Source organism: Asticcacaulis excentricus (genome assembly GCF_003966695.1).
GTDB lineage: Bacteria > Pseudomonadota > Alphaproteobacteria > Caulobacterales > Caulobacteraceae > Asticcacaulis > Asticcacaulis excentricus_A.
In genome coordinates, this window is the sequence record NZ_AP018827.1 from 1,016,845 (window position 1) to 1,040,698 (window position 23,854).

The following is a 23,854-nucleotide window of genomic DNA, read 5'->3' on the forward strand; positions in this document are numbered from 1 at the left end:
GGAGAACCTTAGGCTGCGGGGGCGGTTTCAAAGGGTTTGACGACGAGGGCATTGGGATCGGTCAGGTCGATGACTGCGAGCCCCTGATCGAGGATGCGCTGTTGGCTGATCAGGCCGTCGAGACGGTTGAGGGCCTCGTCCTGGTTCAGCGCCGGCAACTTGATAATCGTGTTGTTTTTCAGTCGGATATCCCAACGGCGCGTGTTAACACGCTGAAACGCCCACACCCGCGACATCAGCTCTGGCCGCGCCTGCATCAGGCGCAAAATGTCGGCACTGGTGGCATTGGCCTGCTCCCCGACCACCAGAGGCAGATCGAGGAAGTTGCCGGAATGCGCTTCGGGGATGACCTCGCCCGTATCGTCGATGACGTAGGTCTTATTCTGATACTGCCACACCGCCAGACGCGGGCGCTCCACAACGCTGATGATCAACTGATCCGGCAACTGACGGCGCACCACGGCCGATTTGACCCAGCCGACGGATTCCACATCAGCCTTGACCTTGTTGAGGTCCATCAGGGCCAGAGGCTGACCGCGCTGAAACTGCATCGCCTTGCGGATGTCTTCGCGGGCCACATCGGACACGCCTTGCAGGCGCACATTCTGAAGATTGATGCCGATGGACGCGATGCGCGCGTCAGTAAAATTCACCACGCCTGTACGCAGGGCTTCGGCACGCCCGCCGGTCAGCAGGAACACGGCCATCAGACCGGCCGCGCCCAGAAAGCCCAGCCACGCGGTCAACTCGTTGGGCATAGCCACACCACCGAGCAGGGCAAATTTTCCGGCTTCGACCTTGCGCCCGCCACGGCCACGCGGAGCCGCCTGACGGGGTGACGCTTTCGAAACCGGGGCCGCCTGACGGCGCCCGCCTCTGACGACGGCTGGCATATTCTGTCCTCGTGATCGTCCGCCCAAACAGGGCCGGTGGCGCTTCAGCCACCTAACAACGCGGGCGCGCCCTGCGGTTCTTTGAACCGGTACGGCAGTGCCCTAAAATCAGGAGGCTGAGAGGGTCAATAGACCGCAACAACCTTAATGATCCGCTAACGAACACCCTCTCAGGCAGGTTTTCGTTAGGCATACCAGACCGCAATCTCACCTCTCTTTATATTGCATCTCATGCGCATCACGTATTGTGCAGCGCAGCAAGTGCTTTAATGCCCGCGCCACTTTCAACTCAGGTCAGACGGTCATCAGGGCGCGGACCCACTACAGCCACCAGATAACCACAGCGGCGAGCGCGACGGCGCTCATGAGGTTTTTAATGTTTCGGTCAAAGCGCGTGGCGAGGCGGCACCAGTCCTTTAGATGGGAGAGCCCCTGTGACGGAAAAAACGACTCCGACCGACTTTATCAAGCCGTGGCGGGCTCAGTTCAGTCGCTTACCAGACGGGGGCCTTTTGTTTTATCTTCCGAACGAGGTTGCAGACGCAATCGGCTGGGATGAAGGTGACCTACTCGACGCTGACGTGGACAAAAATGGCCAGATAATCGTCAGAAAGATTGATACGGCTGCCGGGGCTGAAACGCAGAGCTAAAGTGCCAAAGCAATCTAAATTATTGCATCGCCCATAACTAAGCGTCGATATCTGCCTTCAGAGTGCTGAACAGGTTCTGTAGTGCCGAAAGTGCTTCATCGTCATCCATAAGCAACTTCCTGACGGCGCTCTCGTATTGCGATCTCCCTTGGAAGCCTAGACTGGTCGCAATCCTGTCCAGGGCAGGAGTCTCCCGAACAGGATAACGAGCGATCACTGCGGTGAGATCGGCGGCTTCGCATGCTTCCGTCAAACGCTTAACCTCTGCAGCAACCATTGCAGGAATATCGATGGTGACGGTAAGAACTTCCGCGTGAGCAATATCTGCCCGCTTCGGGAGCTTGCTCATAAGATCTTGCCGGATAGATGCTTCAACCACCCGCTCACTAAGCCTTTGAATGTGCGGCCGGATCGCAGTTATAGCAGTAAAACTCGCCTGATTTAGGGATTGCGTGACGTCGGCACCAGTGAGGGTTTGCTGCCGCGCAGCTAGACGCCGCAGGACCTCGTCGTGGTAGTATATTGACTCGACTGCGTAGACAGGAACTGCATACACGCCCTTCTCTTTCAGTTCAGCGATGTTCATTGGTGTTCGCCGATCATTGTCTACAATACCGAAGGCATGCAGCCAGTGGAGGTTTTGGGCATCACGGATGCTAGAGACAGAATGCTCGACGTCGCGACAACTCGTTTTCGCGATTACAGATACCTGTGGGAAAAGTAGACTGTAGAGCGGCTTATCCAAGCTCTGTTCTGTCCCTTCAACGAACAGAAGCTTCCGGCGGCTGCCAAGGACATCCTGTTTCAACTGTTCGTCAATTTCTGTGTCTGTCGTAACGAGATCGGCGTCCCAGTTGGTTACTTGAGAGTTTTGGTACGTGCAGCCTCTTACGAGCAGTGTACGGGCGCCAGGATTGTCGAGCGGGAGCATGACGTCGTGAGTAGATACAACGAATGCACAGTCGTCACGTCGCGAAAATAAGTTGGTTAGAAGAGGCGAAATAATGGACCGGTGAAGGTGTCTCTCCGGCTCATCTATAAAAAGGATCGTCTCCGGCTTGGAGGTGAGTACATTGGCTGCAATGAGAAGGGCATTCCGCTCGCCATCAGACAGTTCTGCGATGCTGTATTCCGGGCCACCGTTCCTGCTGGCCATGACTTGTTCGGATTCTCGAACTCTGATCTCAATAGGAATATTAGATAATTTCAGTAGTTCATTAATTACCTTTATAGGGGCATCATGCTTTGCTAATTGACGAGCTAGGTCGATGTTGTTGGCATCAACTGCATCCGCAATGCCTCTGGCGCGCACATTCTCCGCGTCAATTAGATCGTAGATGGCAACGCTTGCACGTTCAGCAGAATAACTATCCATCCAGCGGGATTGAGGGTTGGTGTCTGAGTTTGAGATGTGGTTTTCTGTGTTCTTCTTGTCATTAGCAGACATGGTCATCGCGTTTGACGGAAACCAAGTCTGCCGGTGCGCAGAAACCCGGCGCGCTCTTCCATGATGGGCAGTGTAGAAGCGTTGCAAGAGACTTGATTTTCCGGTCCCATTCGCCCCCAACACAAAGACTACCTCTCCGAGAGCAACATTGAAGCTGATGGGCTCTCCAGCGGAAAGGGGAACACTTAATGCAAATGACATTCGTAGGCCTCCGGCCGAATCAGGACACTCAATCCAAAGCTGTGATACTTCGACCCGATTTAATATGAAACAAGCTACGGAATTGTTTTTTCGTGAAGCGTGGTATCGCAACTGGATATTCCACCATAATGATCGCCTTTGGCGTTACAGCATTCCGGATAGTATTTGCAGAGCCATCGATGAAAAGGATCACAAAATGCGCAAGGCCCGCTCTTGCAAGACTCGAGAGCACGATAGTCTCATGACCGCTTTTTCCTTTGCATCAAGGTCGCTGACGTCTCTTTAGGGCCAATAGCAGAAAATAGAACCTGCTTCTTAGCCTTGAGGTATCCACACGGGGAGAGGGGACCTGTTGGATGATTCCCGCATCCCAAAACTCGTTGTTGCCTCGCTAACGCGCGAAAGGTGTCGCTATCTTGCGCGTTTTTGGTGTTCGGAAAGCGAAAAAAAAACGCAAAAACATACATCTTGGATTGCGAAAAATGCGCCATTCGCCAAAGAGCTGCGAAAAATCGGTGTTTTAACGCTAAACTTTCGGCGTCTTAATGCTAACGCACAAAAATGGTGACCCCTGCAGGACTCGAACCTGCGACCTCTGCTTTAGGAAAGCCTTGCTCTATCCGGCTGAGCTAAGGGGCCACGCGCGTCGGGTTTAGCACGCAGCCCGCGCCTTTGAGAAGCCGTTTCAAACCCTGCCCGGCCTAAAAACCTGTGTGAGAACGCAACCGACTCGACTCACGGCGCGACTCAGCGCAAGTAGGGAATTAGATATGGTTAATGCGCCATCGGGCTACCATATCTGGTATAGAACAAATCAGGCATCGCGCGATGTCACTGATTCGGTCATGATTCGTTTTCATGACGTTCACGGCGTTTGACTCCAGCCGTTAACCTCTGAATTTACGCGCTTTCGACACCGTCTTGTGCCTTTCCAAGGCCACTTTAAGCGTTTAAAACGGCTGCGTGCCCGACCGTTCTCCCCCCATTACCACCTATGCCGACCCAAACGCGGACTCGCGGCTGGTGGCCGTTTTAGGGCCGACCAATACCGGCAAGACTCATTATGCGCTGGAGCGGATGATGGCGCATGCCACCGGCATGATCGGCCTGCCGCTGCGGCTTCTGGCGCGGGAAGTCTACGACCGCGTGGTGAAGGAAAAGGGCGTTAATGCCGTCGCCCTGATCACTGGCGAAGAGAAGATCATCCCGCGCCTCCCCTCCTATTTTATCTGCACGGTCGAGGCCATGCCGCTGGAGCGGCGCGTCGATTTTCTGGCCGTCGATGAGATCCAGCTATGCGCCGATACCGAGCGCGGCCACGTCTTCACCGACCGGCTTTTGCACGCGCGCGGGCGGTACGAGACGCTGTTTATGGGGGCAGCAACCTTTGCGCCCCTGTTCCGTTCGCTGTTTCCCCACGCTGAGGTGCAGTTCCGCGAGCGCCTGTCGCAACTGAGCTATGCGGGGTCGAAGAAGCTGACCCGCCTGCCCAAGCGCACGGCCATCGTCGCCTTTTCCACCGAACAGGTCTATGCCATTGCCGAACTGATCCGGCGTCAGCGAGGCGGAGCGGCCGTGGTGATGGGCAGCCTGAGCCCCAAGACACGTAACGCCCAGGTCGATCTGTTCCAGCGCGGCGAGGTCGATTTTCTGGTCGCCACCGACGCCATCGGCATGGGGCTGAACATGGATATCGACCATGTGGCCTTTGCGGGCCTCAGCAAATTCGATGGTCGCCGCACCCGCCCCCTGACCGCACAGGAGGCCGCGCAGATCGCCGGGCGCGCCGGACGCAACCGCCGCGAAGGCACATTCGGGGTGACGGGCGATTGTGATGAGATGGACGACGACCTGATCGCGGCCATTGAAAACCACCGTTTTCTCAGCCTGACGGCGGCGCAATGGCGCAATCACGAACTGGATTTTTCCTCGCTAGACAACCTGCTGCGCAGCCTGACGCGGCCCTCGCCGGCCCCGGCACTGCAACTGGCCCGCGAAGCGCTGGATGAGAAGGTGCTGCGCCATCTGAGCGCCGAAGAGGACATCGCGCAAAAGGTGCGCAATCCGGTCAGCCTGCGTATTCTGTGGGAGGTGTGTCAGCTTCCTGATTTCCGCAAGGTATCGCTGGACGAACACCTCAAGACGGTCGGTTTCCTCTTCTGGTCGCGCCACCGCCCTGACGGGTTTGTGCCGCACGACTGGTTCGATGAGCAGTTGAGCCACCTCGACCGCATGGATGGCGATATCGACACCCTGTCGGGGCGGTTGTCGGGGGTACGCACCCTGTCCTACATCGCCAATCGCACCGGCTGGCTGAAGGCGGCGGAGCATTGGCGCGAAGCGACGCGCGATTTGGAGGCACGTCTGTCTGACCGGCTGCACGAGGCCCTGATGCAGCGCTTTGTCGATCAGCGCACCAGTGCGCTGTTGAAGGCGCTCAATGCCTTTGAGGCACCCAAGCCGGAGATTATGGACAATGGCGACGTCTTCCTCGAAGGCCAGTGCGTGGGGCAGCTTAAAGGGCTGAACTTCGTGCAGGCGGCCGGTGAAAGCCTGATCGAGGACAAGACGATCCGTCAGGCGGCGCATCGCGCGGTGACGCCCCTGATCCGCGACCGGCTGCACGCCCTGGCACAGGCCCCGTCCAAAACCCTGCGCCTGAAAGGCAAGCAGGTTCTGTGGCAGGGCGAAACGGTCGGTCATATCGCCCCGTCAGATTACTTCAACCCGGTCATCCGTCTGGCGTGTCAGTCCGATCAGGCGGCGCTGGAAGACCGCGCGCGCAAACGGCTGACCGATTTTGTGCGGCAGCAGGCTCTGCATCAGTTGAAACCTCTGCACCGGGTCTATGAAGCCGCCCACAATGAAGCGACCCCCGCCGCCGTGCGTGCCGTGGCGTGGCAGATCTATGAAAACGGCGGCGTGACCTTGCGTGGGGAAGACAAGCTGACGGCGGATGAGCGCAAATTGCTGAAAGGGCTGGGCATACACGGCAATCGCTTCGTCTGGCGTTTGCCGAAGCTGTCGCCACCGTTGATGCAGGCTTTTGGCGGAGCGAAAGATCATCCGCAGCGTGCCCTCAGCCTCAAGGGGCTGGTGGCCATTGCCGGGCATAAACCTGTCCGACTCAAGACGCTGGATGCGCTGGACAAGGCCCTGAGCGAAGGCGTGTGGCACAAGGGGGTCATCTATCTCAAGCCCGGCGCGACCGAGGGGCTTAGTGATAAACTGATGGCCGCGCTGGGCTTTGCCAAGGCCGGGACGCATCGCTTCGGCGAAGGGGATGCGGCTGCGGATTATCAGGGATGGCGCAGCAAATCCGGCACGCCCAAAAAAGCCAAAGAACAGGCGCCCTTCGTCAATCCCTATTCACCCTTTGCGGTGCTGCGCGGCGGTTGATCACAGCCCCAGAAACGACAGCATGATAAAGGCGCAGAACAGCACGAAGTGCGTGGTGCCCTCAATGGCGTTGGTCTGACCGTCATTGAGGTTGATTGCCGCCACCAATAGTGTCAGAGCCGTCATGATGCTTTGGGTCGGGGTCAGGGCCATGTGGATCTTCTGATCGTTGAATAGCGAGATCAGTTCGATCACGGGCACGGTCAGGACCACGGTCGAGAGCGAGGCCCCCAGCGCGATATTGATGACCGGCTGCATGCGGTTGGCCAGCGCGGCGCGCAGGGCCGTCAGGATTTCAGGACTGGCCGAAATGGCCGCCACCACCAGCGCCGGAAAGACCGGCGGGATGCCCGTGCCTTCGAGGCCTGTGCCCAGTGTCTTCGACATGACCTCGGCCAATACACCAATCAGCACCAGACCCGCAACGAGGATGGCCGCCGAATAGGCCGTCTTGCCACCGTGCGTATGGTGTTCATCGCCTGTCCCAGCATAGGTGTAGCTGAAGAAATAGCTGTGCTTGGTGGTCTGAAGGCGCAGGAACATGGCGTAGAGGAAGACCATGATGCCGATGGAAAACACCGAATAGGCCTTCCAGTGCGCCACCGGGATAAATTCGGGCACCAGCATGGAGACGCCCATACCCGTCATGATCATGACGATATAGGTCTTGCCCGACGCATCATTATAGGGCTGCTCACCGTGTTTCAGGCCGCCCAGAATGGCGGCCACGCCGATAATGCCGTTGATGTCGAGCATAACTGCCGAATAGATGGTGTCACGCGCCAAAGTCGGGTTGTGCGAATGGCCCAGCATGATGGCGAGAATGACCACCTCAACCAATACGGCCGACAGGGTAAGGATCATGGTGCCATAGGGTTCGCCGACCTTTTCGGCCAGCACCTCGGCGTGGTGCGCCACGCGCAGCGACACCAGAATGATCACCCCGATCAGGGCGATAGACGCGATCAGGGCCACGCTCTGACCGGAGCCGACAAGGCTGTGTTCCAGCGGAATGGCAATCGCCGCCACGATCAGCGCGATCAGCAGATTACCTTCTGACTTCAACAGGCCTGTCAAAACGAATCCCCTAGTGTCGAGCGCAAAACAATCGATTGCTGACCTGCGGCATCGGCGCAAAATATGCAATGCTTTTTGCAATCGCAGGGTTAGAATGCGACATGGAATCCGCTTCTGAAACCTGCCGTATTGATGTCTGGCTATGGCGCGCCCGCTTTTTCAAGACGCGCGCCCTGTCGGCGAAGTTCGCCGAAAGCGGCCTTTTGCGGCTGGAACGTTTCGGTCAGACCTCACGCATCCAGAAGGCCGGCCACACAGTGCGCATCGGCGACCGGCTGACCTTCGCCATCGGGGCGCGGCTGGTTGATGTGCGTGTGCTCGACATGGGGGAACGCCGCGGCCCGGCCAGCGAGGCGCAGGGCCTCTTTGAGCCCTGCGAATAGGTTTCACTCTCAGGCGCAACGCATAGGCTTAAGCCAAAGCCCTTGGGCGGTTTAGTAAAAATCGCGGTTGGGGTGCGGCTAAAGCCTTGACAGTGCGCGCCGCAAAAGTCATGACCCCCAAACACTGTACAGCCCCTGTTTTGTGGCACCTGTCCCCACTAAAGGCACCTGAGTTCCATGACCTATATCGTCACCGATCCCTGCGTTAAGTGCAAGTTTATGGACTGCGTCGAAGTCTGTCCGGTGGACTGCTTCTATGAGGGTGAAAACTTCCTGGTTATCAATCCGGATGAGTGCATCGACTGCGGCGTCTGTGAGCCCGAATGCCCCGTGGACGCCATCAAGCCGGATACCGAGGATGAGCCGGACGGCAAGTGGCTGGAGGTCAACTCCAAATACGCCCGCGTCTGGCCAAACATCTCGGTCAAGGGCACGCCGCCCGCTGACCGCGAGGATTTTGAACGCGAAACCGGCAAGTTCGAGAAATACTTCTCCGAAAAGCCTGGCGACGGTAAATAATAAAGACAAAGAGCGCCGCATCGGGCGCTCTTTTTGTATCTGAGGCAGCACCACCATCCCTATTGACTCCTTCAAATATATCAAATAATCATGATATATGGATAAAAAACAAGCTCTCGATGCCCTTGCGGCACTCAGTCAGGAAACACGCCTTGATGTCTTCCGTCTGCTCGTGCAGGTGGGACAACGGGGCCTGCCCGCGGGTGATATCGGTAACCGTCTGGGGGTACGTCAGAACACCATGTCCGCCAATCTGGCCATATTGACTCAGGCCGGCCTGATCCACAGCGTGCGTGAGGGACGCAGCATTCGCTACTTCGCCGATATGGATGGCGTCAGCGGGCTTTTGGGATTTCTGATGGAAAACTGTTGCGGCGGCGCGCCTGAACTGTGTCAGCCCGTGATCGCCAAACTCACCTGCGCGTGCTGAGGGGCAGTGCATGGAGATGGCTTTACGCAAATTAGCCGCTGAGGCACTGGGCACCGCCTGGCTACTGGCGATTGTCGTCGGGTCGGGCATCATGGGGCAGACCCTGTCAGGCGGTAACACCGCTCTGGCGCTAATGGCGAATGCGGTGGCGACGGGGGCAGGCCTGATCATACTGATCACCTTGTTCGGGCCCCTGTCTGGCGCGCACTTCAACCCGCTGGTGACTCTGACCTTTATGATGCGCGGCGACATCAAACCGGCTCTGGCGGCAGCCTATATGGTCGCGCAATTCGCCGGAGCGGTCATCGGCGTCGGGATCGCTCACGCCATGTTCGGCGAGGCCCTGATGCAGTCGGCGACCCGACTGCGCGACGGTTCCGGCCTTATGCTGTCTGAAGCCGTAGCCACTTTTGGCCTGATCGGGGTCATTCTCGGCTGCCTGCGCTTTAGGCCCGATTTTACACCCCCCGCCATAGGCCTTTACATCACCTCAGCCTACTGGTTCACAAGCTCTACCTCATTTGCCAACCCCGCCGTGACGGTGGCGCGCAGCCTGACCGACAGCTTCGCGGGCATCGCCCTCGCCTCCGTGCCCGGTTTTATCGCGGCTCAAAGCGCAGGCGCCGCTATGGCCATCCTCGTTTTTGGCTGGTTGCTAAAGTCGTCCCCGCCCCAGATCTCCAAAAAGAGCAAAACCACCCCAGAGAGGATGGCCTCATGACCGTCACCATCTATCACAATCCCGACTGCGGCACGTCGCGGAACGTCCTCGCCGTCATTGAAGCGGCGGGCTATACACCTCACGTCATTCCCTATCTCAGCGTCGGCTGGCAGCGCGAACCGTTGCTGACCCTGTTTGCTGAGGCCGGCCTGACGCCGCGTCAGGCCCTGCGCGAACACAAGTCACCGGCGGCCGAACTGGGTCTTCTGGACCCCGGCGTCAGCGATGAAGCGTTGATTGAGGCCATGCTGATCCACCCCATACTGGTCAACCGCCCCTTTGTGGTTACGCCCAAGGGAACGCGGCTGTGCCGCCCCTCGGAGGTCGTACTCGATCTGCTGGAACGCTGGCCAGCCGGTCCTTTCCGCAAAGAAGATGGCGCATTGATGATTGACGCGAGTGGGAATCGCATCGTCGGGTAAAATACAGTAAGCAAGGCGCATGACCGTCCCCGACCCTGCCGTTAGCGCCCTCAACACCGCCCTCTTCTGGCTGGACTACGCCGCCGTGGCCCTGTTCGGGGCCTCTGGCGCCATAGCCGCGGCGCGCGGGCGGCAGGACATCATCACCTTCACCTTTTTCGCCGCCATTACGGGCGTCGGCGGCGGAACGCTGCGGGACCTCCTGATCGGGGCGCCGGTGTTCTGGGTACAGAGGCCGGACTACATCCTGATCTGCGCGCTGGCCGGGTTGGCTGTGTGGATACTGGCACCGCGCAATGCCTCACCGCGTCCGGATGGCAAGCCCGGAAAGCGGATGCTGGCCATGCTGTGGCTGGACGCCATGGGGCTGGCGGCCTATGCGGTGGTGGGGGCGGCCAAGGCGCTAAACCTCGGCGTCGCGCCTGTGTCCGCTGTGGTCATGGGCGTGCTGACGGCGACCTTTGGCGGGATTATCCGCGACGTGCTGGCCGGAGAGCCCAACCTGTTGCTGCGCCGGGAAATCTATATCACCGCCGCGCTTTTGGGGGCGTCGGTGTTTGTTACCCTGACCCTGTTTGGCCTGTCCTTCTGGCTGGCGGGCCTTAGCGGATTCGCCGCTGCCCTGGCGTTACGTGGGGCGGCGATTCACTGGTCGCTGAGCCTGCCCGCCTTCGGCCCGCGCGATCACGACAGCCGTAACAAATCTTCATAATTGTTGCCGCCTGCGACGCGATGACTCTGCACCACCGCCTCTACCCCTATACTTTCATCCACAAGCTTTTTTAACACGCCCCCTCCCCGCTTGGAAATTTGCCACGTCCAAAATCCTGATAAAACAGGAAATATCATCATTTAAAATTAAACACAGGTCCATTTTGATTGAAAATGATGCGCAAATTCGCTGCTTCAGGAAGTGTACGCACGGATGACCTCCGGATTTACTACACCCGTCCATTTGCAAGGTGCAGATACACTTGGTGCCTGACCTCAACCCTGAGCCACGCATCACGGCGACGCTTTCCTGACAGCCGGACTTTATTTTTGTGTAATTTTGTGATAGGCATGGCTTCACTGATGCAAAGGCGCGCGTCGCGTTCCACCGGCATCTCCCTATATTCACCTAAAATGCCGCCTGCGCTCTCCCGCACATCCGGCATCTTCGACAAAGGTCGGATGACAGGCTTGTCTTAGTCCATTCATACATAGCAGCGATGCCCCTAAGCCAATCAAGGGACGTCGTTGTTTTATTGCGTCTGCGTCTTCCGGCCTCCTCCCTGATCGCCGGTCAGTCGCATGCGTCGTGTGAACGGATTAGCTCAGTGCCTGACCTTCGGCCTCATTCAAACAGAAAGAGGACCGCAATGACGACTGTTGCAGCAGAACTCGAATTCAATACGGGCGACAAGGTTGTGTATCCGGCGCATGGCGTCGGCACCGTGGCCGCCGTCGAGAGCCAGGAAGTGGCCGGCTATCAGCTCGAAGTCTATGTCGTCACCTTCGACCACGAGAAGATGACCCTGCGCGTCCCGACCAAGAAGGCCAAGACGGCCGGTCTGCGCCACCTCGCCCCCGCCGCCGTCATGTCGCAGGCTCTGGTTACGCTAAAAGGCCGCGCCCGTGTGAAGCGCACCATGTGGTCGCGTCGCGCGCAGGAATACGAAGCCAAGATCAATTCAGGCGACCTCGTTTCGATCGCCGAAGTGGTGCGCGACCTGCACCGCGCCGAGAATCAGCCGGAGCAGTCCTATTCCGAGCGTCAGCTTTACGAATCGGCTCTGGACCGCATGGCCCGTGAAGTCGCCGCCATCGAAAAGATCGACCGCGACGCCGCCGTGGCCCTGCTCAACAAGTCGCTGATCAAGGCGGCCTGATATTGGTCAAAAGCTAAAGAAAACCCCGGAGAACCTCTCCGGGGTTTTTGCGTTTTGAAGACCTCGCCTTGCACACACAGGAATCCCTCCCGGTACGGGGTTTTTCCGCTTGACGCTGTGGCTGGCTTTGCCTATAGAACGCGCCTCTTGCGCTGCCGTCAAAAGGCCGCGCCCTGTCTATTGTTTCTAACGAAGGTGGATATCATGTCGCGTCGTTGCGAACTCACCGGTGTCGGCCCGATGGTCGGCCACTCCGTGAGCCACTCAAACATCAAGACGAAGCGTCGCTTCCTGCCCTCGCTTCGTGAAACCGCGCTTCAATCCGAAGCTCTGGGTCAATCCTTCCGTCTGAAGATCTCCAACGCCGCCCTGCGCACGCTGGACTTCAAGGGCGGCCTGGACGCTTTCCTCGTCAAGGCTGACGATACCGAACTGTCTCTGCGCGCCCGTCGCCTGAAGAAGCAGATCAAGGCGAAGCTGGCTGAGAAGGCCGCGGCCTAATCTTTTCGGTTCTAACCGAACACATAAAAAACCCCGAAGCTCCGGCTTTGGGGTTTTTTGTTGCCTGAAAATGCGCGGCATGAAGATACTAACGACCGAAGATGCTGACCGCATCCGGCCGTCGAAAAAGCAAGACCGTCTCATATGTATCAGCGACATGAGACGGTCTCGAATGGAATACCAAGAGTCATTTTCAATGACTCTTGGTATGACTGATTTCTGAAATCGCGCAGTCGAAGCGACATATGCCCGGCACAAAGGCCCTTACACAAGGAGCCCTTTATGCCTGACCTGCACAGTCTTAACATCTTCACTCACGTCCTGAGCGCCAGCGCCGCCCTGCTGACCGGACTATTCATTCTGGGTCGCCGCAAAGGTGATCGCCTGCATCGACTCAGCGGCCGCCTGATGCTGGGGCTGACGGGCCTGTCGGTTGCCGCCGCCCTGATTGGGGCGTTCCTGTTTCGTGGCAAGCTGGATCTGATAGGCGTGAGTGTGCTGGTCGCGTATCAGCTATGGAGCGGGCCACGCGCCCTGCGCTTGCGGGATCGGGGCTGTACGTGGCCGGACATGGTTCCCGCGCTCGCCCTGCTGGGAGGAGGCATTGGCCTGTTCTGGTACATTCGTCACGGTGGGGCCGTGCATTGGTCCCCCGCCCTCGTCAACGGGGCGATGGGAGGTATGATCTTTTATGGCGGTTGGGATGTAGGGCGCGCCCTCCTGCCTCAAAGCTGGCGTCGATGGTTGAACCCAGCTGAGCACGCTTTCAAAATGACAGGACTAACCGGCGCCCTGCTGTCGGTTGCCGCGGGCACACTGCTGGGCAATACCTATTGGCCGCTGGGCGTATCCGCCGTGTTCAGCATCGTCTCACTGGTCTTAGCCTTCAGGGCAGCACGGAAGGCACTGGGCGTTACGCCTTCCGAGGCCTTGAACGCGCGATTGAAGGCCGACAGCGAATTGTAACCGACGCTAAGCGCCAGTTCGAGAATAGTACCCTCCTCCTTTGCCCGCGCCTTGAACGATTCGATGCGCCAGCGGTTGAGGTATCGGCTGAAATGCTCCTCACCTTCGCCGGCGTGAATAACCCGGCGCAGGTGATGTTCGGCCACGCCGAGCCGCTGCGCCAGCCGCGACAGGGTGAGGTTGGGGTCGGCATAGGTTTCGGCCATTTCGGTGCGCACCCGTTGCAGAAGGCGTGTTTCGGCCACGTTCAGGACTGAGCGCTCCGGCGTCAGGGTGCGTTTGAGTTCGCCGCCAAAAGCCGCCGTCGCCAGACACAGACAGAGCGTGAGAAAGGCACCCACAGTGGCCGCCGGAGCAGACCTGCCCAGAATCGAGGCCACGGCAACACCGGCACCCAGCAAAGTCCCAATGGCCAGAAGGGCATAGCTGGCGCGACGCCGCGCGTTGAGCAGGTCGCCGGGCAAGCGCCGCCACAGGCGTACAGGCAGTTCGAAAAAGAGATAGAGACTGACGACATCCCAGACAGGTTGCAGGGCTGAAAAGACATGTCCGATACCTGACAATCCCACCAGCAACACCAGAAGCGCCGCATCAATCTTCAGGGGGCGCGGCGTCAGCCCGAGACCCAAACCCACAGCGCGGTTGAACACCAGAGGTCCGGTCGCGATGATCGCTACCAAGGGCTTCAGCGCTTCCGGAAAAGCGGCGTGCAGAAAATAGAGCGCCCCCAGACACAGGGCGGCTGCCATCTCGCGGCGTCCCGGCAAGGCAGTTTGCCGCCAGACCAGAACAGCCAGCATAATCTGGGCGGAAGCGGTTGCCGGGGCGATCAACGTAAGCATCAGGGCCGGTAATCGAACATCAGCAGGTGGGTCGGGTCATAGTCCCCGATAGGATCGCTGATCAGATAAAGCCGGTAGCCATCGCGCGTTTTGACCGCCGACACACCCTCATAATTGTCGATAGGCAGGGGCGGTTCGATTCGCAGAATCGTATCGATCACCTTGAGGCGATTTCCCTCCAGCCGCACAACACGCAAGACATTACGCGCCCCCACCACGGGCAGATAGAAGCGATAGAGCGCCAGCATCTCATCCGGCCGGGCCGGGTCGAGCGGGGCCAGAGACACCAGCTTGTACGTGAAACCCGGCGTGGTCGGCCCGGTGAGCGTCTCGCATCGGTAGGTATCGAGTGCGCACCTCCAGAAACCACCCACCTCGGCCCCCAGAATTAGCGACGCTTCGCCCTTTGCAGACAGGTGCAGCGTGACGGCCTCAAGCCCTTCATTCGACGGCAGGGCGGGCAGGCCGGTCAGCGGCAGACGCTCCCCCCGCCCGCCCAGATCGGGGCCATAGCGCATCACCCGCGCATCGCCTTCAAACGAGACATAGACCGTGCCATCGCGCGGATCGACGGCCATATCTTCGGCATCCGACAGCGACTTGTTGCCAAAGGGCTTGCCGTCGGCCCCGCGCAACATCTCCACGCTCAGCGGGCCCTCTGTGCCGCGCACCGGCAGGGTAAAGCGCGCGCGGCTGCCGTAATCGCCGATACCGTCGATCATCACCCCGTCCTTACCCGGTGTGACGACCAGATCGGACAGGCCGGTCAGCCAGGACGTGCCCTCCCCCTTCACCAAAAAGCCGCCGACATAACGGGCCTTTTGCGCTGGCGCGTCGTTGACCGCCGGTAAGGAGGTGAAGGTGACCCGCGTACCGCTCACATAGGGGACGGGACCGGCCACAGCCGTGGTGGTTAGCAAGGCAGAGAGCCACAATACCAATCGCATGAGACCTCCGTTTGGCCACCCGCTCCCCCAAGGCAGGAGCGGTCGTATCACCGCCGTGCGGCGGTTTTTTCATCGAACAGCTCAGCCAGCTTTTCGATCAGGGCCCCGCCCAGTTGCTCGACATCAATCAGTGTCATGGCCCGGCGGTAATAGCGCGTCACGTCGTGGCCAATGCCGATGGCCGCCAGCTCGACGCGCCCGGCCCCTTCGATGTCGGCGATGACCTTACGCAGGTGGTTTTCGAGATAGTGGCCCGAATTGACGCTGAGGGTCGAATCATCGACCGGCGCGCCATCGGATATGACCATCAGAATGCGACGCGACTCCGGACGCCCCAAGAGGCGCGTATAGGCCCATTGCAGTGCCTCCCCGTCGATATTCTCTTTCAACAGGCCCTCGCGCATCATCAGGCCGAGATTCTTGTTGGCGCGCCGCCAGGGATTATCCGCCGCCTTATAGATGATGTGTCTGAGGTCGTTGAGGCGACCCGGCGCCGCCGGCTTGCCTTCGCGCACCCACTGTTCGCGCGACTGCCCGCCCTTCCAGGCCTTGGTGGTAAAGCCCAGAATCTCGACCTTCACGCCGCAGCGTTCCAGCGTGCGCGCCAGCACGTCGGCGCAGATGGCCGCGACCATGATCGGCCGCCCGCGCATCGAACCGGAATTATCGAGCAGCAGCGTCACCACCGTGTCGCGGAACTCGGTGTCCTTCTCCTGCTTGAACGACAAAGGGGCACTGGGGTCGATAATCACCCGCGTCAGGCGCGACGCATCAAGCACGCCCTCTTCGAGGTCGAAATTCCACGAACGGCTTTGCTGCGCCATCAGGCGGCGTTGCAGACGGTTGGCCAGCCGCGCCACCACGTTCGACAGATTGGCCAGTTGCTGATTGAGAAAGCCGCGCAGCCGCTCCAGTTCTTCGGGGTCGCACAGGTCTTCGGCGTTGATCACCTCATCATAGGCCTTGGTGAAGACCTCATAGTCCTTGCGCTCGCCCCCCGCAGGGGGGGGCTGCATCTGGCTGGCCTCGGCGGCCTCGCCATCGACCACCTCATCGGCAGACCCCTCAGCCAGAGACTGAGGATCGCCCGACATCTGGGTGAAGTCCTCGTCTCCGGTCTGGGACTGATCATCACCGCCGGTGGGTTCTTCTTCCTGTTGTGGCTGCGAATCGTCCTGATCCTCGGCATCCTCTTCGGCCTCAGCCGACGGGTCATTGCCTTCGGACGGCTCGTCCTCGCCTTCGTCGTTCTTTTCTTCTTCCTTGGCGTCCTGGGAATCGTCGGTGAGGTCCAGCGCCCGCAACACTTCACGCGCCTTTTGCGTAAAGGCCTTCTGATCACCGATCAGGTCCGCCAGTTCGTTCAAACCCTGCCCCGTCTTCTGTTCGATCTCGTCGCGCAGAAGATTGACCACCCGTTGCGCCTCATTTGGCACAGGATCACCGGTGAGGATTTCGCGCGCGATCAGTCCCAGAATGTCGGCCAGATTGAGTTCGGACCTTTCTTCCTTACGCCCCAAACCGCTGCGATCCAGATCGGACTGAAGCGCCGCGCGCAGGTTTTTGCGAACCCCGCCCATGGCATTGGCCCCGATGGCTTCAAGCCGTGCCTCTTCCAGCACATCAAAAGCCTCAGCCCCCGCCGTATCGACAGGCCGGGCACGAACATGGATACCCGCGTCGTGGTGCGCGACCTTTAGCGCCAGGCGGTCGGCCTGACCGCGGACAGTGGCCGACAGGCGAGCATTCAGATCGCGTGGCGGATTGGGCAGGACCAGCTTGCGGCCATCCAGACGCGGTCCATCCGGCCCGAAGACGACTTCGAGGTCGGGGTCTTCCGCCAGGGCGCGCGTAGAATGGATCAGCGCCTTGCGAAACGGATCGGACAGAACGGTAACGGGCTTGGCCATCGAACCTTTTTGCTTCCTAGCACTCCCCCTGATTTCAGAGGGAGGTGGCGTGTAAGCGCCGGAGGGGGTTAAAACGAAGTAATTAATCCCACCACCGCTTCGCGGTCCCCCTCCCCTGAAACGAAGTTCGGCGAACGCCAAATCAGGGGAGGAACTTTTATATCACCTTCACCTTGAGGGCGCTTTCCTTCACATCCGCGCCAAAGCTGCGCTGATAGAACTCCGCCAGTGTCGGGCGCTCCAGCTCATCACACTTGTTGAGGAAGGTCAGGCGGAAAGCCACCTCCGGGTCATTGCCGAAGATCAGCGTATTCTGCGCCCAGGTGATGACGGTCCGCGGCGACATGACGGTCGAGATATCGCCATTAGCAAAGGCCGAGCGCGTCAGGTCGGCGACGCGCACCATGGCGTCGATCAGGGCGCGACGTTCGGGCGTATTGAATTCCGGCAGCTTGGCCAGCACGATCTCCACCTCGGCCTCGTGGCTGAGATAGTTGAGCGTGGTGACAATCGACCAGCGGTCCATCTGACCCTGATTGATCTGCTGCGTGCCGTGATAAAGCCCGGTGGTGTCACCCAGACCGATGGTATTGGTGGTGGCAAATAAACGAAAGAAGCTGTTGGGGCGGATGACCTTGTTCTGATCCAGCAGAGTCAGGCGGCCCTGCGCCTCCAGAACGCGCTGGATGACGAACATCACATCCGGACGCCCGGCGTCGTATTCGTCGAAGACCAGCGCCACAGGCCGTTGCAGCGACCACGGCAGGATGCCTTGCTTGAACTCGGTGACCTGCTGACCGTCCTTGAGCACGATGGCGTCCTTGCCGATCAGGTCGATCCGCGACACATGGCTGTCGAGATTGACGCGCACCAACGGCCAGTTCAGCCGCGCGGCGATCTGCTCGATATGGGTGGACTTACCCGTGCCGTGGAAGCCCTGCACCATGACGCGGCGGTCATAGGCAAAGCCGGCGCAGATGGCGATGGTCGTTTGCGGGTCGAAGCGATAGGACGGGTCGATTTCCGGCACATGCTCATCGCGCGTCGAAAAGGCCGGGACCAGCATGTCGGAATCGACGCCGAACACCTCACGCAGCGATACCTTCTTGTCCGGCACAAGGCCCAGAAGCGGATCGGTCAGGGTATCGGAGGTGAGTACGGGCATGGCAAAAAACGCTTTCGGACGGACGAACGGATGCGTTTTTCAGCTAAGACCTATGCCCTCAAGACTCAACCCTAAAACACGCCGGAGACGGATTTTTTTGAAGGCTGTTCAGTCATGGTCCGGGTGCTGATAGCTGATCAGCTTATCCAGAAACGGTGCGGCCTCGATGTCTTCCAACGTGGTGCGCTCCGGCAGGGCGTGCAGGCCATTGACCCACGGCAGACGGCCTTCGGTGCCGAACTGAATGACCGGAGCGATGTCAGCGGGATCATCAAAGGCGGCGATGTACAGCGCCACACCGTCCGGCGCTTCGTAGGTCAGCGGCGTCCCGCAGTCGGGGCAAAAACCGCGCTGAACGAGGTTTGAACTTTGGAAGCGTTTGGGCTCGGCCTTGCTCCATGTGAGCGTCGCCTCCCGCACGCTGACCAGCGGCGCGAAGACATTGCCATAGGCCTTTTGGCACATGCGGCAATGACAGATGGAGGCATGGCCCAGCTCGCCTTCAACGCGGAAACGCACGGCCCCGCACTGACACCCACCGGTTCTGACCTCGACCATAATCCCCTCCCTAACCCTCTTGCCGCAAGGGCGAGGGATTTAGCCTTGCATAACCCAAAAGCCTTCAATTTGGATAAGATGGCAGGAGGCTAACGCAGCCCGTATATGAATACGGGCAAGTGACGCCGGCGCAGCAGATCGCCAAATTCAAGGCTTTTAAGCCAGGCCCATTTTTTTGAGAACTTTATAGGCCTTGATCACGCGCTGGAGCTTGTCTTCTGCCGAACGATCGCCGCCATTATTGTCCGGGTGGCAGCGCTTGAGCAGTTCGGTATAGGCGGCGCGCACCTTTTCCGGCTCGGCCCCGACCTCAAGGTCAAGATCGGCATAGGCCCCGCGTTCGATCTTACCGAACTGACGCTGGATCGGCGCGTCCTCGCCGGGCTTGCGCGGTGCGGCACCGGCACCAAACACGGAGTGCGGGTCGTACATGCCCGCGCCCTTGGTCCGGCCGGCGCTGAAGGCCGCCGCTTCGCGCGACGCGGCCGAAGCGCGGAAGGCCCAGGTCGGGCGGCCTCCGGTCATGGTCGCTTCGCGGTGCGCCTTGGCCTCGCCTTCGGACATGCCGGCAAAGAAGTTCCAGTTCTTGTTATACTCGCCCGCGTGCGCCTGACAGAAGTTATAGTATTCGTTCATCATTTCGCGCGACTTCGGGGCCTTGGCCGTGGCCGCACGATGGCATTCCGGCCATTCGCAGCGCACCTGGCCCGGCTTCAGCGACAGCACATCGTCTTCCGGACGCTTGCCATTCACCTCGCCCTCCTTGGGCGGGCGAATACGCATGTCCAGACCAAACTTCGGCTTGTACTTGAACCCTTCGCTCATGATTTCGAACGCGACCCTTTGAACTTTACGCAAACCGACCATATAGGTCGGAGTCGGGCCTCTATAAAGCCCTTATGAGGTTAAATTATGGGTAAAACACGCGAGACCATCGAGACCAAACTGACGGCGGCCTTCGCCCCGCTTCGTCTGGAGGTGACGGACGATAGCGATAAGCATAAAGGGCATTCGGGCGCGCGTGAAGGGGGCGAAAGTCACTTTTCCGTCCTGATCGTCTCTGAGGCGTTTCGCGGACAGAGCCGCGTCGCCCGTCAGCGCGCCGTCAATGCGGCCCTGCGTGAGGAACTGAGCGGCCCGGTCCACGCCCTGTCGATGCAGACCCTGACACCGGAAGAGGCTTAATCCAGAAACCTAACTCAGCGCGGCCACCAGAAAATCGCGCCCCAGACGCGAGCCCGGCGCATTGATACTGTGGCCCAGCCCCTTGAGAATGTGGGCGTCGGCGCTCAGGCCCGCGGCGGTCAGGCGCTCAGCCGCCTGAAGGGTTTCGGCAAAGGGGATCACCTCGTCCTGATCGCCGTGTACCAGCCGGATTGGCGTGGGCGCAGGCGTCCACGGCACAGGCGACGACAGGCGACCGGAATAGGCGACCACCGCCGCCACGGGCCAGCGTCCGCTGACCACGGCATCAAGCGCCATGATCGACCCTTGCGAAAAGCCAACCAGCGCCACCTGCGCCGGATCGTCTATGCCGCGTTCGGCCATGACGGCATGCAGGGTCGCATCGAAGGCCTCACGCGCCTCGACAATCCGCTGCGCGCGGTTTTCCGCAGTCACTCTTTTGACCGAAAACCACTGCCGGCCACTGGCCTGTGCATACATATCGAACGGATCAGGTCCGTCAGGCGCGGCGAACGCCGTATCCGGCAAGGCCTCAGCCCAGTGTCGCCCCAGACCGATCATGTCCGCACCGCACGAACCCACGCCGTGCAAAAAGATCACCAGATGTTTCAACGCTTTTTACCAGAATGAGACCGCTCGACAGATAAGGGGGCGGCCTTTCACCTAAATTCCCTTTGTCCAGAACCGAAAACTCTCCATGGCGGCATCGAGATCGGAAGTATCGACGCCAGCGGCGTTCATAATGACATAAGTCAAAGGCGCGAACACCAAAAGGGCCAGTAAAATTATGATCAGTAGCACCACCAAAGCGAACGTAGGACGATTCACCAAGCTGATGATGCGATGGTGCCACCTGCCTGTTAAATAAGGCTCAAGGGCCAGAAAGCCATCCAGACCGGGGATGGGCAAAATGTTAATGAAGAATGCCGCCAGATTAAAAAAAGCCAGCAGTCCAACAGGCCCTTTCAGAAACGCCGTGAAGGCACCGCCTAAATTCAAGGCCATGTAAACGATGAAAAGACTAACAGCGAAAGCCAAAGTCGTTGCGGGCCCAGCGAGCGCAATTTTCGTCTGCGAACGCGAGTTTCTCAGAGCATCCAGATCAATCCTGACCGCAGCACCCGGCAAGGGAATGCCACCCAAAATCAAAGTAACCATAGGAAGCAAAAAACTCAGCCGCCACGAGATGTATCTAACCGGATCGAGAGTGAGATAACCTCGAATTTTTGTTAGGTAGTCTCCTTCACGATAGGCTGAAATAGCATGGGCATACTCATGCAAACACACACCGATGATCCAGCCGGTAACGATGAAAGCAAATGTCAGAGGCCCCGCTAAATAAAAAACGATGGCACCGGACTCCAATGCGAAGAATAGGGGCAAAATTAGGAGCCCTACCGCAAAAACACCCCATGCTATGAGCAAAAGCCAAAATCGGTAATGAATATTCATGCCCCCATCCCCCAAAAAATAAGGTGGGCAGAAACCTGCCCACCTCAATTGTCTATTGCGCTGAATATCTAAATTCAAGCCGCCTTCGCCGCATCTGTCTTCCCAAACCGGCCATAGAAGGTCTCGCTCTTCTCCGCCATGTCGCGCAACAATTGCGGCGGGGCAAAGCGGTCACCATACTTGGCCGTCAGTTCGTCCAGTTCCTCGACAAACTTCGCCGTCCCGATGGCGTCGATCAGAGAGACGATCCCGCCCGACCATGGCGCAAAGCCCCAGCCGAGGATCGAACCAACATCGGCTTCGCGTGGATCGCTGATGACGCCCTCTTCGAAGCAGCGCGCCGCCGTCACCGCCTGAATATACAGCAGGCGCTTGCGGATATCTTCGGCCAGTTCCGGCGTCGAGTCGGTGATGGTGGGCGCGAACTTGTCCGACAGGCCCGGCCACAGGCTCTTGTTACCGCCCGCTTCCGGACAGTCGTAGAAGCCCTTGCCGTTCTTGCGCCCCAGACGCCCGTCGGCGACCATCTGCGCCACCTCCTTTTCGCCGGGGATGGGCACATAGGCATCGCCCATGGCCTTGGCGGTTTCGGAGGTGATCTTGACCAGAAGGTCAAGCGCCACATCGTCCATCATCTCCAGAGGCCCGCGCGGCATCCCCGTGGCGCGACCGACATTGTCGATCAGGGCCGGGGCATAGCCTTCGGCCCACAGGTGCAGGCCTTCGGCGGTGAACGGGATGAAGCAGCGGTTGGCGTAGAAGAAGCGCGCGTCATTGACGACGATCGGCGTCTTACGGATCTTCAGCACGTAGTCGATGGCCTTGGCCAGAGTCTCGTCCGAGGTCTCTTTACCTCGGATGATTTCGACCAGCATCATCTTGTCCACCGGCGAGAAGAAGTGGATGCCGATGAATTTCGACGCATCGACCGACGCCTTGGCCAACAGCGAAATGGGGATGGTCGAGGTATTGGTGCCAAAGATCGCCGTTTCGGCCTTATCGCCCGTATAGAGCTGGGCTTCGGCGTCCTTGGTGACCTTTTCCTTCAGTTCGGTGTTTTCAAACACCGCTTCGACGACCAGATCGGAACCGGCAATCTGCGTGTAGTCCGGTGTCGGCACGATCAGGTCGAGCAGGGCCTGCGCCTTTTCCGGGGTCATCTTGCCGCGTGATACGGCCTTTTTGACCAGACCTTCGCAATGCGCCTTCCCTTTATCGGCGGCCGCCTGATCCCGATCAATCAGGATGACGCGGATACCGGCCTGCGCCGAGACATAGGCAATCCCCGCCCCCATCATGCCGGCGCCGAGAACGGCCACCTGCTTGGGATCAGTCTTTTCCACGCCCGCCGGGCGGCCGGAGCCCTTGCCCAGTTGCTGCATGGAGAAGAAGAAGGTGCGGATCATCGCCTTGGCCTGCGGGGTTTGCAGGGTGTTGACGAAATAGCGGCTTTCGACCTTGATGGCGCTATCGAACGGCAGTTGCAGGCCTTCATAGACGGCGCGCATCAGGTTCACCACGGCGGGATAGTTGCCATAGGACTGCTTGCGCAGCAGGGCATTGGCCATGATGAATATTTGCGCGCCGGCCGGATGGTAGGGGCCGCCGCCGGGCAGCTTGTAGTCCTTCTTATCCCACAGGGCGACCGGATCGCCCTTGGTTTTGATCCAGTTTTTGGCCGCCTCGACCTCCTGACCGACCGGCACCACCTCGTGTACGATACCGGCAGACAGGGCGTCCTTCGGCTTGAAACTCTTGCCTTCCGACATGGCCATCAGCGCCGCCTGTGCCCCGATCAGGCGCGTCAGGCGTTGCGAGCCGCCGCCGCCGGGGAAAAGACCGATCTTGATTTCCGGCAGGCCCACCTGCGTCTTGGGGCCGTCATTCAGCACGCGGTAGTGACAGGCGAGCGCCAGTTCCAGACCGCCGCCCAGCGCCAGCCCGTTAAGCGCCACCGCCACCGGCTTGCCGCAGGTTTCAAGCTGGCGATAGACGCGGTTCATCTCAAAGGCGGCGGCGAAGCCGGCCTTCAGCGCGCCTTCGGGATCGTTGGGGTCTGACTTGGCTTCCCACGCCCCGCCCAGCATTTCTTCAAGGTCAGCCCCGGCGCAGAAGCCGGTTGTTTTACCGGACGTGATCACCACGCCCTTGACCTCGGCGTCGGTCTTGGCGCGCTCGGCAATGGCCAGAAGATCAGCCAGGGCCTGCTTGGTAAAGGTGTTCATCGTCTTGCCCGGCACGTCGAAGGTGCAGAGCAGGATTCCATCGGCGTCGAGTTCGGTTTTGAAGCATTCCATTGTGTTTTCTCCCTCGAC

24 protein-coding genes and 1 tRNA gene are annotated in these 23,854 nt (G+C 59.4%); 12 read left to right on the plus strand and 13 right to left on the minus strand.

The features are described from left to right. Positions 1-8 precede the first annotated feature (8 nt). On the minus strand, positions 9-893 hold the full coding sequence (locus EM6_RS04590) for a cell division protein FtsQ/DivIB (protein WP_126420570.1): 885 nt from the start codon (positions 891-893) through the stop codon (positions 9-11). 434 nt (positions 894-1,327) lie between these two features. On the opposite strand from EM6_RS04590, the gene EM6_RS04595 reads away from it, so the two are divergent. After that, entirely contained in the window at positions 1,328-1,543 is a 216-nt protein-coding gene (locus EM6_RS04595; protein WP_126420572.1) for an AbrB/MazE/SpoVT family DNA-binding domain-containing protein, read from the plus strand. A 37-nt stretch (positions 1,544-1,580) separates the two neighbouring features. On the opposite strand, the gene EM6_RS04600 is transcribed toward EM6_RS04595, so the two are convergent. Next, positions 1,581-3,191 (minus strand): AAA family ATPase, encoded by a 1,611-nt coding sequence (locus tag EM6_RS04600; RefSeq protein ID WP_126420574.1) that lies wholly within the window; start codon positions 3,189-3,191, stop codon positions 1,581-1,583. A 352-nt stretch (positions 3,192-3,543) separates the two neighbouring features. On the opposite strand from EM6_RS04600, the gene EM6_RS04605 reads away from it, so the two are divergent. Beyond that, a complete protein-coding gene (locus tag EM6_RS04605) occupies positions 3,544-3,759 on the plus strand; it encodes a hypothetical protein (RefSeq protein WP_126420577.1) in 216 nt (71 codons plus the stop codon). Here EM6_RS04605 and EM6_RS04610 read toward each other — a convergent pair. After that, positions 3,754-3,830 (minus strand) — tRNA-Arg (locus EM6_RS04610). The two genes, EM6_RS04605 and EM6_RS04610, sit on opposite strands and share 6 nt — an antisense overlap. A gap of 324 nt (positions 3,831-4,154) precedes the next feature. Between EM6_RS04610 and EM6_RS04615 the strand changes: the two genes are divergently transcribed. Then, positions 4,155-6,590: a helicase-related protein gene (locus tag EM6_RS04615; RefSeq protein WP_126420579.1), complete on the plus strand. Its 2,436-nt coding sequence runs from the start codon at positions 4,155-4,157 to the stop codon at positions 6,588-6,590. Here EM6_RS04615 and EM6_RS04620 read toward each other — a convergent pair whose 3' ends face one another. Further along, entirely contained in the window at positions 6,591-7,667 is a 1,077-nt protein-coding gene (locus tag EM6_RS04620) for a calcium:proton antiporter (RefSeq protein WP_126420581.1), read from the minus strand. It abuts the gene before it with no gap. Positions 7,668-7,768: 101 nt separating this feature from the next. Between EM6_RS04620 and EM6_RS04625 the strand changes: the two genes are divergently transcribed. The 8 genes from EM6_RS04625 (at position 7,769) to rpmB (ending at position 12,514) form a co-directional block, all read left to right on the plus strand. Then, on the plus strand, positions 7,769-8,050 hold the full coding sequence (locus EM6_RS04625; RefSeq protein WP_126420583.1) for an RNA-binding S4 domain-containing protein: 282 nt from the start codon (positions 7,769-7,771) through the stop codon (positions 8,048-8,050). 177 nt (positions 8,051-8,227) lie between these two features. After that, entirely contained in the window at positions 8,228-8,569 is a 342-nt protein-coding gene (gene fdxA, locus EM6_RS04630) for a ferredoxin FdxA (protein ID WP_013478606.1), read from the plus strand. Between the two features lie 97 nt (positions 8,570-8,666). Next, positions 8,667-8,999, plus strand: a complete 333-nt coding sequence (locus tag EM6_RS04635; RefSeq protein WP_126420585.1) for an ArsR/SmtB family transcription factor — start codon at positions 8,667-8,669, stop codon at positions 8,997-8,999. 16 nt (positions 9,000-9,015) lie between these two features. Then, positions 9,016-9,720 (plus strand): aquaporin, encoded by a 705-nt coding sequence (locus EM6_RS04640; RefSeq protein WP_232037098.1) that lies wholly within the window; start codon positions 9,016-9,018, stop codon positions 9,718-9,720. Further along, positions 9,717-10,142, plus strand: a complete 426-nt coding sequence (arsC, locus tag EM6_RS04645; protein WP_126420589.1) for an arsenate reductase (glutaredoxin) — start codon at positions 9,717-9,719, stop codon at positions 10,140-10,142. The genes EM6_RS04640 and arsC overlap by 4 nt, the downstream gene beginning before the upstream one ends. A gap of 19 nt (positions 10,143-10,161) precedes the next feature. Further along, positions 10,162-10,854, plus strand: a complete 693-nt coding sequence (locus EM6_RS04650) for a trimeric intracellular cation channel family protein (RefSeq protein WP_126420591.1) — start codon at positions 10,162-10,164, stop codon at positions 10,852-10,854. Between the two features lie 649 nt (positions 10,855-11,503). Then, positions 11,504-12,013 (plus strand): CarD family transcriptional regulator, encoded by a 510-nt coding sequence (locus EM6_RS04655; protein WP_126420593.1) that lies wholly within the window; start codon positions 11,504-11,506, stop codon positions 12,011-12,013. 204 nt (positions 12,014-12,217) lie between these two features. Further along, positions 12,218-12,514 carry a 50S ribosomal protein L28 gene (rpmB, locus tag EM6_RS04660; RefSeq protein ID WP_013478599.1) on the plus strand — a complete coding sequence of 99 codons (297 nt, stop codon included), beginning with the start codon at positions 12,218-12,220 and terminating at the stop codon, positions 12,512-12,514. Positions 12,515-13,344: 830 nt separating this feature from the next. On the opposite strand, the gene EM6_RS04665 is transcribed toward rpmB, so the two are convergent. From EM6_RS04665 to EM6_RS04690, 6 genes are all read right to left on the minus strand, one after another. Continuing rightward, positions 13,345-14,322, minus strand: coding sequence for a helix-turn-helix transcriptional regulator (locus tag EM6_RS04665; RefSeq protein ID WP_126420595.1), 978 nt, complete (start codon positions 14,320-14,322; stop codon positions 13,345-13,347). After that, positions 14,322-15,269, minus strand: a complete 948-nt coding sequence (locus tag EM6_RS04670) for an esterase-like activity of phytase family protein (protein WP_126420598.1) — start codon at positions 15,267-15,269, stop codon at positions 14,322-14,324. Before EM6_RS04670 ends, EM6_RS04665 begins: the two co-directional genes overlap by 1 nt. 47 nt (positions 15,270-15,316) lie before the next feature. After that, complete coding sequence (cobT, locus tag EM6_RS04675; RefSeq protein WP_126420600.1) at positions 15,317-17,179, minus strand: cobaltochelatase subunit CobT; 1,863 nt, start codon at positions 17,177-17,179, stop codon at positions 15,317-15,319. A gap of 157 nt (positions 17,180-17,336) precedes the next feature. Continuing rightward, on the minus strand, positions 17,337-18,344 hold the full coding sequence (gene cobS, locus EM6_RS04680) for a cobaltochelatase subunit CobS (RefSeq protein WP_126420602.1): 1,008 nt from the start codon (positions 18,342-18,344) through the stop codon (positions 17,337-17,339). A 108-nt stretch (positions 18,345-18,452) separates the two neighbouring features. After that, positions 18,453-18,902 (minus strand): GFA family protein, encoded by a 450-nt coding sequence (locus EM6_RS04685; protein ID WP_126420604.1) that lies wholly within the window; start codon positions 18,900-18,902, stop codon positions 18,453-18,455. A gap of 156 nt (positions 18,903-19,058) precedes the next feature. Further along, complete coding sequence (locus tag EM6_RS04690) at positions 19,059-19,727, minus strand: J domain-containing protein (RefSeq protein WP_126420606.1); 669 nt, start codon at positions 19,725-19,727, stop codon at positions 19,059-19,061. A gap of 87 nt (positions 19,728-19,814) precedes the next feature. On the opposite strand from EM6_RS04690, the gene EM6_RS04695 reads away from it, so the two are divergent. Then, positions 19,815-20,087 carry a BolA family protein gene (locus tag EM6_RS04695; protein ID WP_126420608.1) on the plus strand — a complete coding sequence of 91 codons (273 nt, stop codon included), beginning with the start codon at positions 19,815-19,817 and terminating at the stop codon, positions 20,085-20,087. A gap of 9 nt (positions 20,088-20,096) precedes the next feature. On the opposite strand, the gene EM6_RS04700 is transcribed toward EM6_RS04695, so the two are convergent. The 3 genes from EM6_RS04700 to EM6_RS04710 all read right to left on the minus strand — a co-directional run bounded on the left by EM6_RS04700 (position 20,097) and on the right by EM6_RS04710 (position 23,836). After that, positions 20,097-20,687 (minus strand): alpha/beta hydrolase, encoded by a 591-nt coding sequence (locus EM6_RS04700; RefSeq protein WP_197723591.1) that lies wholly within the window; start codon positions 20,685-20,687, stop codon positions 20,097-20,099. A gap of 63 nt (positions 20,688-20,750) precedes the next feature. Then, positions 20,751-21,539: a site-2 protease family protein gene (locus tag EM6_RS04705; protein WP_126420610.1), complete on the minus strand. Its 789-nt coding sequence runs from the start codon at positions 21,537-21,539 to the stop codon at positions 20,751-20,753. Positions 21,540-21,613: 74 nt separating this feature from the next. Then, positions 21,614-23,836: a 3-hydroxyacyl-CoA dehydrogenase NAD-binding domain-containing protein gene (locus EM6_RS04710; protein ID WP_126420612.1), complete on the minus strand. Its 2,223-nt coding sequence runs from the start codon at positions 23,834-23,836 to the stop codon at positions 21,614-21,616. Between the last annotated feature and the right edge of the window lie 18 nt (positions 23,837-23,854).

What these genes read in the sequence shown, in the direction of transcription:
- EM6_RS04635 (WP_126420585.1), top strand. Translation starts at nt 8,667, where the DNA reads ATGGATAAAAAACAAGCTCTCGATGCCCTTGCGGCACTCAGTCAGGAA.
- cobT (WP_126420600.1), bottom strand. Translation starts at nt 17,179, where the DNA reads ATGGCCAAGCCCGTTACCGTTCTGTCCGATCCGTTTCGCAAGGCGCTG.
- EM6_RS04600 (WP_126420574.1), bottom strand. Translation starts at nt 3,191, where the DNA reads ATGTCATTTGCATTAAGTGTTCCCCTTTCCGCTGGAGAGCCCATCAGC.
- cobS (WP_126420602.1), bottom strand. Translation starts at nt 18,344, where the DNA reads ATGCCCGTACTCACCTCCGATACCCTGACCGATCCGCTTCTGGGCCTT.
- EM6_RS04690 (WP_126420606.1), bottom strand. Translation starts at nt 19,727, where the DNA reads ATGAGCGAAGGGTTCAAGTACAAGCCGAAGTTTGGTCTGGACATGCGT.
- EM6_RS04695 (WP_126420608.1), top strand. Translation starts at nt 19,815, where the DNA reads ATGGGTAAAACACGCGAGACCATCGAGACCAAACTGACGGCGGCCTTC.
- EM6_RS04590 (WP_126420570.1), bottom strand. Translation starts at nt 893, where the DNA reads ATGCCAGCCGTCGTCAGAGGCGGGCGCCGTCAGGCGGCCCCGGTTTCG.
- EM6_RS04640 (WP_232037098.1), top strand. Translation starts at nt 9,016, where the DNA reads ATGGCTTTACGCAAATTAGCCGCTGAGGCACTGGGCACCGCCTGGCTA.
- EM6_RS04650 (WP_126420591.1), top strand. Translation starts at nt 10,162, where the DNA reads ATGACCGTCCCCGACCCTGCCGTTAGCGCCCTCAACACCGCCCTCTTC.
- arsC (WP_126420589.1), top strand. Translation starts at nt 9,717, where the DNA reads ATGACCGTCACCATCTATCACAATCCCGACTGCGGCACGTCGCGGAAC.
- fdxA (WP_013478606.1), top strand. Translation starts at nt 8,228, where the DNA reads ATGACCTATATCGTCACCGATCCCTGCGTTAAGTGCAAGTTTATGGAC.
- EM6_RS04665 (WP_126420595.1), bottom strand. Translation starts at nt 14,322, where the DNA reads ATGCTTACGTTGATCGCCCCGGCAACCGCTTCCGCCCAGATTATGCTG.
- EM6_RS04710 (WP_126420612.1), bottom strand. Translation starts at nt 23,836, where the DNA reads ATGGAATGCTTCAAAACCGAACTCGACGCCGATGGAATCCTGCTCTGC.
- rpmB (WP_013478599.1), top strand. Translation starts at nt 12,218, where the DNA reads ATGTCGCGTCGTTGCGAACTCACCGGTGTCGGCCCGATGGTCGGCCAC.
- EM6_RS04625 (WP_126420583.1), top strand. Translation starts at nt 7,769, where the DNA reads ATGGAATCCGCTTCTGAAACCTGCCGTATTGATGTCTGGCTATGGCGC.
- EM6_RS04670 (WP_126420598.1), bottom strand. Translation starts at nt 15,269, where the DNA reads ATGCGATTGGTATTGTGGCTCTCTGCCTTGCTAACCACCACGGCTGTG.
- EM6_RS04705 (WP_126420610.1), bottom strand. Translation starts at nt 21,539, where the DNA reads ATGAATATTCATTACCGATTTTGGCTTTTGCTCATAGCATGGGGTGTT.
- EM6_RS04685 (WP_126420604.1), bottom strand. Translation starts at nt 18,902, where the DNA reads ATGGTCGAGGTCAGAACCGGTGGGTGTCAGTGCGGGGCCGTGCGTTTC.
- EM6_RS04655 (WP_126420593.1), top strand. Translation starts at nt 11,504, where the DNA reads ATGACGACTGTTGCAGCAGAACTCGAATTCAATACGGGCGACAAGGTT.